The organism is Sulfurivirga sp., assembly GCF_015490265.1.
GTDB lineage: Bacteria > Pseudomonadota > Gammaproteobacteria > Thiomicrospirales > Thiomicrospiraceae > Sulfurivirga.
The window spans coordinates 1-8,745 of sequence record NZ_WFYD01000132.1; the positions used below are offsets into that span (position 1 = coordinate 1).

The 8,745-nt window shown below is 63.4% G+C and carries 8 protein-coding genes; 2 read left to right on the plus strand and 6 right to left on the minus strand.

The features are described from left to right. Positions 1–88: 88 nt before the first annotated feature. The 4 genes from F8K16_RS08630 to F8K16_RS08645 all read right to left on the minus strand — a co-directional run bounded on the left by F8K16_RS08630 (position 89) and on the right by F8K16_RS08645 (position 4,132). Positions 89–1,063: a hypothetical protein gene (locus F8K16_RS08630; RefSeq protein ID WP_294949520.1), complete on the minus strand. Its 975-nt coding sequence runs from the start codon at positions 1,061–1,063 to the stop codon at positions 89–91. A 15-nt stretch (positions 1,064–1,078) separates the two neighbouring features. Further along, positions 1,079–1,393 (minus strand): helix-turn-helix domain-containing protein, encoded by a 315-nt coding sequence (locus F8K16_RS08635; RefSeq protein WP_367122986.1) that lies wholly within the window; start codon positions 1,391–1,393, stop codon positions 1,079–1,081. Positions 1,394–1,674: 281 nt separating this feature from the next. Continuing rightward, complete coding sequence (locus F8K16_RS08640) at positions 1,675–3,213, minus strand: phospholipase D family protein (protein WP_294949526.1); 1,539 nt, start codon at positions 3,211–3,213, stop codon at positions 1,675–1,677. Between the two features lie 40 nt (positions 3,214–3,253). Next, positions 3,254–4,132, minus strand: coding sequence for a LysR family transcriptional regulator (locus F8K16_RS08645; protein ID WP_294949529.1), 879 nt, complete (start codon positions 4,130–4,132; stop codon positions 3,254–3,256). Between the two features lie 93 nt (positions 4,133–4,225). Here F8K16_RS08645 and metE point away from each other — a divergent pair, with 93 nt between their 5' ends. After that, positions 4,226–6,523: a 5-methyltetrahydropteroyltriglutamate--homocysteine S-methyltransferase gene (gene metE, locus F8K16_RS08650; RefSeq protein WP_294949533.1), complete on the plus strand. Its 2,298-nt coding sequence runs from the start codon at positions 4,226–4,228 to the stop codon at positions 6,521–6,523. Positions 6,524–6,660: 137 nt separating this feature from the next. On the opposite strand, the gene epmA is transcribed toward metE, so the two are convergent. After that, positions 6,661–7,647: an EF-P lysine aminoacylase EpmA gene (gene epmA, locus F8K16_RS08655; protein WP_294949536.1), complete on the minus strand. Its 987-nt coding sequence runs from the start codon at positions 7,645–7,647 to the stop codon at positions 6,661–6,663. Continuing rightward, positions 7,625–8,194 carry an elongation factor P gene (efp, locus tag F8K16_RS08660; protein ID WP_294949539.1) on the minus strand — a complete coding sequence of 190 codons (570 nt, stop codon included), beginning with the start codon at positions 8,192–8,194 and terminating at the stop codon, positions 7,625–7,627. Before efp ends, epmA begins: the two co-directional genes overlap by 23 nt. Positions 8,195–8,245: 51 nt before the next feature. On the opposite strand from efp, the gene F8K16_RS08665 reads away from it, so the two are divergent. Continuing rightward, positions 8,246–8,745, plus strand: a 500-nt coding sequence (locus tag F8K16_RS08665; RefSeq protein WP_294949542.1) for a radical SAM protein, incomplete at its 3' end; no start/stop codon positions are given.

Genomic DNA, 8,745 nt, shown 5'->3' on the forward strand with positions numbered 1-8,745 from the left:
CACCGCCAGATTGAAAAAAGCCGGCTCATCAGCCGGCTTTTTTGCGCCTGAACGATTCTGTCCGGCAATTTCCGGGACCGCTCTCCCTTCAGAACTCTCCTTCTCGCACAAGGAGAGGGTCATACAGGACCTTCACATTCTTTGGTTCAACCGGTGCGTTATCCTCAAGCGGTGAGCCTGTCTTCTCGATCACCTTGGCCGCGACGCTGGTCAACCCCGCAAGTTCGGACGAACCCTCGATGGCCGGCTTGTCGGCATAGTAATCGAACCAGGGCAGCCCCGCCTTGGTGTAGTCCTCGGCGGTCGGCGGCGCGTGGGGCGGCTTCTGACCCGTGATGGATTCATAGACTTCACTGTTGACAATGTGAACGAAACAGCGGGACGTGTGCTCCCGATCCCAGCTGTCAATGCCATATTCGTCCTTATAGATCTCCTGCCGCATCAGCCCGCCGGCAGCCAGTCCCATTTCCATGCTGGGTGCGACAGAGTACATGACATGATTATTCCATGACAAATGCAATTTCCATACTTCCTCATAGACTTCGGCCTTCATTGGATAGACCTTGATCTGCAGCCCGCCATGCTCGGCACTGCCGGTGAGCTGCTCCTCCGCCGTGTAGCCCTCGCCGAGCGGCATGGCCACGAACTGGCGTATGTGATCCTTTGAAACATTGAACCCATCCAGCCAGGGCTGATCGGGTATGACCACATAGTTCTGCGGCCGTTTCGTCAACCTGTCGTTCCAGCGCCGACCGGAAACGGCGTTGATCTTGCCCGCCGCAATCTGCACGGCGCAGGGGTAATTACCGCCAAGTCTTATCCACATGGCCTCCGACTGCCACATGGGAATCATCACGCCGCCATGACGCCTCCAGGACTCCGGAAGACGCTCGACATGGTCATCCACATGCTCTATGGGAAAACTGCCGAGACCGGGCGGAAGAGGGTATTCCCGATTGTCATCGGGAATCCTGAGCGTGCGCTGAAACCTTATGGTGCACGTGGCATCCGGATGCACTTCCGGAAAACTGAACACAAGGCTGTTGTCTCTCAGCTCAATCATGAAGCATCCTCCCGGTCACCAATCCCCATCTCTGACTTCCCTGACCAGCCGCAGAATGGCATGGTCGGGAAGCGTCTTGAGTTCCCGGATCAGCTGCGCGAAAAGCTGCGGCCGCTTGCGAATCACCTCCAGCAGATCGGAAGAGACCTTTCCCGCCATGGCCAGCAGCACGTCCGGATCCTCACCCAGCTCTTCGGCCAGTGCGCGAATCTTCGCCTCCGACGGGGGCGCCACCTCCCCTCGCTCAACCTTGCTCAGGTATGCCGGCTCGACACCGATGCGTCTTGCGACCTGACGGACAGAGAAACGTCGGTCGGTCGCCTTCAGCATTTCCCGTTTCTTTCGCACATACTCACCGAACAGCATGTGTACTTTATAGTACACAGTTAACGATATTGCAACCCGTCAATTCCGATTGAAACCCGCACGGAACTGTCACATCTCCCTCATCCAGACAAGAAGCACGGTCAGCAAGGGCCGATTGCAATGAGGAAACAGCTCAGAGTTCAAAGGTTCCCATGCTTCTTCGGGTGAATGAACCGGCATGTGATGACATTCACGGCAAGGCATTCCAGCTCGCCGGTCAGGTTGGGGGCGGCTTACCGGTCTTTTCAAATCTGAGACTCGATCGGCAGCCACATGAGCAGAAACACTTCCAGCTGACGCCACAGCCCGGCATGAGGCTCACTGTCCCAAATCGCATCATGCCCATTTTCCCGCCCCCTCCACAACAGCAGCGGCACCTGAAACGTGCTGTCATGAGCCAGTTGCAGGCGGAAGGCCACTTGAGGCACCTCCCTGTCAAACGCCTCGGCCACCTGCCGCGCCAGCGCGGGTGAGTGTATGAGCAGGCCGATTTCCGTGTTCTGCACCACGGAGCGTGGATCCAGGTTGAGCGAACCGACAAACAGCGTCTTGCGATCGATGACGAACAGCTTGGCGTGCAGGCTGAATCTGGACTGGCGCGCAAAACCCCGGCGCACGCCCTTGCGCGGCCCTTCAAGCACGCGGTTGAGCTCCCAGAGTTCCACGCCCATGCGCAGCAGCGCCTGACGGTAGCGGGCATAGCCCGCATGGACGATGGTCACATCGGTCGATGCCAGTGAATTGGTCAGCACCCTCACCTTCACGCCTCTGGCGCGCAGGCGGCGGAAAAAGGCCAGCCCGGCCTTGCCCGGTACGAAGTAGGGTGAGACGATGATCAGTTCCCGCCGCACCGATGCCAGCGCAGGCAGCAGGGCTTCGATGAGCGTGCCGCGCATGTCGCCTGTGCGGCGCAGCAGCTTGTCGGGCGAATCGGCGAACACTTCGGCCCGGGCCCAGCGCAGCTTCAATGTCCCCTTCCGCAGTCCCGTGACAAACCGTGAGGCCCGAAGACGGGCCGCATAGTCGGCATCCGCCTCCCGCGCCAGGTGCGCCCGCAGGCGGTGCAGGGCCTTCTGGCCAGGCACTCGTTCGACCAGCAGGCGGATCGGATAGCTGAGCCTATGGTTCCAGTAGCGGTCAAAGGACAGTGATACTTCGGCGGCAACCGGCCCGATCGCCAGTACATCCATGTCCTGAAAGGCCAGATGCGGATCCCGCTCGAAATACTCGTCGCCAATGTTCCGCCCACCCACGATGGTAGCGATGCCATCCACCGTGAAGGACTTGTTGTGGGCCCGTCGGGTCTGCCGGCCCAGCCCGGTGACATACTGCCACAGACGCCCCGTATTGCGTCCGAACGGATTGAACACCCTGACCTGAATATCAGGGTGACGGGCCAGCGTCGCCAGCACGGAATCCCGCCGTCCGCCATCGATGTCATCCACCAGAATGCGTATCCGCACGCCCCGGTCCGCCGCCGCCAGCAGCGCCCGCATCATCGCCATGCCCGCATGATCGTCGTGGATCAGGTAATACTGCATGTCGATGCTGCAGCGCGCCTGCCGGATCAGCGCAATACGGGCGGCAAAGGCGTCCAGTCCGTTGTCCAGCAGCAGAAAACCCGACTGCTTCCGGTCATGACCCGGCGCTGACAGCCACAACCGGTAGAACGGGCTGTCCTCAACGGGCGCCATGGCATGGGTTGCCTGCCTGCCCGCATTGTCCGGCAGCATCGCACAGCCGTTAAGAATGAACAGCAGCAGCGCTGACAGCATCAGACGCATGACATTTTCCTCTCAGCCTTTCTGCAACAGTATGCCGTGATCACGCATCACGCGCCTGCCGAACGAAGCCGCGCAGATAGTCCACCTTGCCATCCTCGGCGCGGTAGCCCAGATGAATCTGCTTGAACAGCCCGTCACCCAGCGGCAGTGCCACCAGTTCCAGCGCATCGGCATGCTGTGCCACCAGCCATCTCGGCAGGGCGGTCACGCCCCGGCCCGCCGCCACCAGCTGCAGCAGAATGTCGGTGATCTCCAGCGTGCGGTGCGCGCGGGGGAGCACGCCGGCGGGCTGCAGAAAACGGGTGAAAATGTCCAGCCGCGCCTGTTCCACCGGATAGGTAAGCAGCGTCTCCTCCGCCAGCATCTCCGGCGTCACCCGGCCCACACCCGCCAGACGGTGCCGGCGGGAAACGGCCAGCACCAGCTCGTAGTCGAACACCGGCTCGAACACAAGGGATTTCTTCTCCAGCGGATCCGGCGTCACCAGCAGATCAATCTCATGGTGAAACAGCGCGCCAATGCCACCGAACTGGAAATGCTGACGCACATCCACCTCCACATCGGGCCAGGCGGCCAGATAGCCGGCCAGCACGCCATTGAGCCAGCCGTAGCAGGGATAGCACTCGATGCCGATGCGCAGCACCCCGCGCCGGCCCTCACGCATGGCGGCCAACACCGTCTCGGCATGCTCCAGCTGCGGCAGCAGCCGTTCCGCCAGCGCCAGCACATACTCCCCCGCCGGGGTGAAACGCAACCGCCGGCCCTCCTTGCGCCACAGCGGTAGCCCCAGACGCTGCTCCAGTTTCTTGATGGCGTGGCTGACCGCCGACTGGGTCACATGGAGATTCTCCGCCGCCGCGGTCAGCGAGCCACAGCGCCGCAGCTCGCGCAGAATGCGCAGATGAAACCGCTCAATCATGACACTTGCTCATCCATATAGAAAAAAACATCACTTTTAATCATCATTCTACCCGCCTATCATGCCCGTCACACACCAAAAGGAGCATGAACCATGGCAAAGACGCACAACCTGGGCTTTCCCCGCATCGGCGCGAAGCGGGAGCTGAAATTCGCGCTGGAAAAATTCTGGCGAGGCGAGATCGACCGGGCCACGCTGGAAGAGACCGGCCATGCCCTGAAAGTGGAGAACTGGCAGCGGCAGGCGCGCCTCGACCGGGTGCCGGTGGGCGACTTCTCCTTCTACGATCATGTGCTGGACACCAGCTTTCTGCTGGGCAACCTGCCGCAGCGGGTGCGTGGCCTTGAGGGCGACGCGCTGGATCAGTATTTCCGCGTCGCCCGTGGCCGCTCCGCCTGCGACCATGGCTGCGTGCACGTGGCCGCCGGCGAGATGACCAAGTGGTTCGACACCAACTACCACTACATCGTGCCGGAATTCGACCGCCACACCCGCTTCACCCTGGACGCTTCCCGCCTGCTGGCGCAGATCGAGGAAGCCAGATCGCAAGGCCACACCCCCAAGCCGGTCATTCTGGGACCGGTCACCTATCTGTGGCTGGGCAAGAGCATCGACGGCAGCGACCGGCTGGACCTGCTGCCGCGTCTGCTGCCCGCCTATGCGCAACTGTTCGATGCGCTGGCTCAAGCCGGCTGCGACTGGGTGCAGGTGGACGAGCCCATTCTGGTCACAGAACTCGATCCCGAATGGGCGCAGGCGCTGCGCATCGCCTGGCACCATCTGAAACGGGACGATCTCGACATTCTGCTGACCAGCTACTTCGGTGAGCTGAAGGAAAACCTGCAACTGGCCTTCTCCCTGCCGGTGAGCGGCTGGCATGTGGACGCGGTGCGCGGCGCGGACGAAATCGACGCGGCCGTCGCATCTCTGCCGGAAGGAAAGGTGCTCTCGCTGGGCGTGATCGACGGGCGCAATGTGTGGAAGAGCGACCTCAATGCCCTGCTGGATCGTCTGGAACCGATTCACGCGCAACTGGGTGATCGCCTGTGGCTCGCCCCCAGCTGTTCGCTGCTGCACGTCCCCGTGGATCTCGATCAGGAAACGGATCTGGAACCGGAAATCCGCAGCTGGCTCGCCTTCGCCCAGCAGAAGCTGGAGGAAATCGACGTGCTGGCCAATGCCCTCAACCATGGACGCAGCAGCGAGGCGGCCACTCTGGCCGACAACGCCGAAGCGCTGGCCAGCCGCCGCAATTCCAGCCGCACCCGCAACCCCGCCGTCCGTGAGGCGCTGGCGGGCATCACGCCAGAATGGGGCCGACGCCAGTCGCCCTATGCCAAGCGGGCGCCGAAGCAGCATGCTGCGCTCAACCAGCCCCTTTTGCCCACCACCACCATCGGCTCCTTCCCCCAGACGGCGGAAATCCGCCAGACCCGCGCCGCCTTCCGCCGTGGCGAGCTGGATGAGAGCGCCTACACCACAGCCATGAAGGAAGAGATCGCCCGCTGCATCCGCGAGCAGGAGGCGCTGGGGCTGGACGTGCTGGTGCACGGCGAGCCGGAACGCAACGACATGGTGGAATACTTCGCCGAACAGCTGGAGGGCTTCGCCATCACCCGCTTCGGCTGGGTGCAGTCCTACGGCTCCCGCTGTGTCAAGCCGGCCATTCTCTATGGCGACATCCGCCGCCCCCGCCCCATGACGGTGGACTGGATCACCTATGCCCAGTCGCTGACGGACAAGCCGGTCAAGGGCATGCTCACCGGACCGGTGACGATCCTCAACTGGACCTTCGTGCGGGACGACCAGCCACGGCGGGACACCTGCTACCAGCTGGCGCTGGCCGTGCGCGAAGAGGTGCTGGATCTGGAACGGGCCGGCATCCGCGCCATCCAGATCGACGAGGCCGCCCTGCGCGAGGGGCTGCCGCTGCGCCGCAGCCAGTGGCAGAGCTATCTGGACTGGGCCATCGAGGCCTTCCGTATCAGCGCCAACGGTGTGAAGGACGAGACCCAGATCCACACCCACATGTGCTACTCGGAGTTCAACGACATCATCGACAGCATCATCGCCATGGACGCGGACGTGATCAGCATCGAAACCGCCCGCTCCCGCATGGAGCTGCTGGACGTGTTCGAGGTGTTCGAGTATCCCAACGAGATCGGCCCGGGCGTGTATGACATCCACTCCCCCAACGTGCCGAGCGTTGATCAGATGGTGGCCCTGCTGCGCCTGGCCGCCCGCCGCATTCCGGTGGAGCGCCTGTGGGTCAACCCCGACTGCGGCCTCAAGACCCGCAGCTGGGATGAGGTCATCCCCGCCCTGCGCAACATGGTGGACGCCGCCCGCCAGTTGCGTGCCGAACATGAGGTCAGACAGGCCTCCGCATAAAGCATGAAAAGCGTGCCGAGAAGCCGCTTGGGCCTCGTTGAACCGCCTTCGGGCGGTTTTTTTGTGGTTTTTTCGGGCGGGGAAAAGTCGATCCCGCAAAATCAGGGGAGACCCCGTTTAAAACGGCTCCGAAAGGCTCACGCCTCGCCGAAGGCGAAGGGCACCACGCGGCGGATGTCATTCTCCCCCAGCTGCGCCATCAGCAGGCGATCCACCCCCAGCGCCACACCGGCGCAGGCCGGCAGGCCGCCACTGTCTTCCAGCGCCGCGAGCAGCGCCTCATCCACCGGCATCTCCGGCAGGCCACGCGCCCGCCGCTCGGCATTCCAGGCCGTGAAACGGCGCCTATAGGCCCCCGCTTCCCGCAGTTCCTGGTAGCCGTTGGCCAGCTCCAGCCCGCCGGCGTAGACCTCGAAGCGCAGCGCCATGCGCCCGTCTGCCGAGAGGGCCGCCAGCGCCGCCTCCTCCACCGGCCAGCCCCAGACGAACACCAGTTCCCGCTCGGCCAGCCGCGGCTCGATGATCTCCGTCAGCACCAGCTGACGCCACAGCAGGCGATCCTCCGCGTCCACACCCGCCACCGATTTGCCCGCCGCTTCCATGGCCTGCCGGAAAACCGAAGCGGGCGCCTCATACGCCTCCTTGATGCCGGCGAATTCGGCAAACAGTTCATCATAGCGGTGGCGCTCCACCCGCCAGCCGGGCAGCATCTCACCGAGCAGCGCGGCCGTCTCGTCCATGATGGCATCCAGATCAAGGCCGAGCCGATACCACTCCAGCATCATGAACTCCGGCTGATGGCGGGACGACTCGTCCCCATCACGGAACACATGCCCCAGCGCGTAGCAGTCACCCAGCCCGGCACACAGCAGGCGTTTGATAGGGTATTCGGGGGATGTGGGCAGCCAGCGCCTTTCCGACCCCACGCCGGGGCGCTGCACCTCGACGGACAGAGAGCGCAGATGCACGTCCGGCGCCGCCGCCCGGCTCAGCAGCGGCGGGTCCACTTCCATCACGCCGCGGGCATCAAAAAACGCGCGCAGGCCTTTCAGCAGCTGCGCGCGTTTTTTCAGTGTCTCCAGCGGTGCGCCGGGGCGCCAATCACTCCTTGGCGCGGGAGACATACTCGCCCGTCTGGGTGTTGACGATCACCTTGTCGCCAATCTGTACGAACAGCGGCACCTGCACCACCGCGCCGGTGGACAGGGTAGCCGGCTTGCCGCCGGTGCCGGCGGTGTCGCCCTTGAGGCCCGGGTCGGTCTCCACCACTTCCAGCGTCACCTGCTTGGGCGGGGTGACCGCAATCGGCTCGCCGTTCCACAGGGTGACGTTGCAGATGTCCTGCTCCACCAGCCACTTGGCGTTGTCGCCCACGGCCGCCTCACTCGCCTGATACTGCTCGAAGCTCTCCGGATCCATGAAATGCCAGAACTCGCCGTCGTTGTAGAGGTACTGCAGATCGGTGTCCACCACGTCGGCGGCTTCCACCTTCTCGCCGGACTTGAAGGTCTTCTCCAGCACGCGGCCGGTGATCAGGTTGCGGTACTTGACGCGGTTGAACGCCTGCCCCTTGCCCGGCTGGACGATCTCGTTGTTGATGATGACGCACGGCTGGCCGTCGAGCAGAAACTTCAGGCCGTTGCGGAATTCGTTGGTGCTGTAGGTCGCCATGGTGTCTTCTCCATTAAAATAGTCGGCTTATTTTAAATGGTGGAGCGGGCGGTGTCAGCCATTCTCAGGCGAGTGGAACAACTGGAGCGGTGTTGCGGACTGCAAGCGGGCGCTCTGCCCCGTGTGGAAACCGCCTTCCCCCTCAAGGTGCCGGCTCGCTTCGCCCGACGCATGGGTGGTGGCGCGGACGACCCGCTGCTGCGGCAGGTGCTGCCCGTCGAGGCGGAAAACCGGCCCGCTCCCGGCTTCAGTGAGGATGCGGTGGGCGATGGTGCCGCCCGACGCACCCCCATGCTGCTGCACAAGTATCATGGCCGCGCGCTGGTGATGCTCAGCCCCCGCTGCCACATCCACTGCCGCTTCTGCTTCCGCCGCCACTACCCCTATGAGGAGACGCTGGGCGAGGACGCCTGGCAGGCCACGCTCGACTACCTGCGCCGCCACGAGGAGATCCACGAGGTCATCCTCAGCGGCGGCGACCCCTTTACCCTGTCGGAACCACAGCTGACCGCCCGCTGCCGCGATCTGGAACAGATCGAGCATCTACGCAC

Coding starts and splice junctions, on each gene's coding strand:
- F8K16_RS08630 (WP_294949520.1), bottom strand. CDS start 1,063: ATGATTGAGCTGAGAGACAACAGCCTTGTGTTCAGTTTTCCGGAAGTG.
- F8K16_RS08635 (WP_367122986.1), bottom strand. CDS start 1,393: ATGCTGAAGGCGACCGACCGACGTTTCTCTGTCCGTCAGGTCGCAAGA.
- F8K16_RS08640 (WP_294949526.1), bottom strand. CDS start 3,213: ATGCGTCTGATGCTGTCAGCGCTGCTGCTGTTCATTCTTAACGGCTGT.
- F8K16_RS08645 (WP_294949529.1), bottom strand. CDS start 4,132: ATGATTGAGCGGTTTCATCTGCGCATTCTGCGCGAGCTGCGGCGCTGT.
- metE (WP_294949533.1), top strand. CDS start 4,226: ATGGCAAAGACGCACAACCTGGGCTTTCCCCGCATCGGCGCGAAGCGG.
- epmA (WP_294949536.1), bottom strand. CDS start 7,647: ATGTCTCCCGCGCCAAGGAGTGATTGGCGCCCCGGCGCACCGCTGGAG.
- efp (WP_294949539.1), bottom strand. CDS start 8,194: ATGGCGACCTACAGCACCAACGAATTCCGCAACGGCCTGAAGTTTCTG.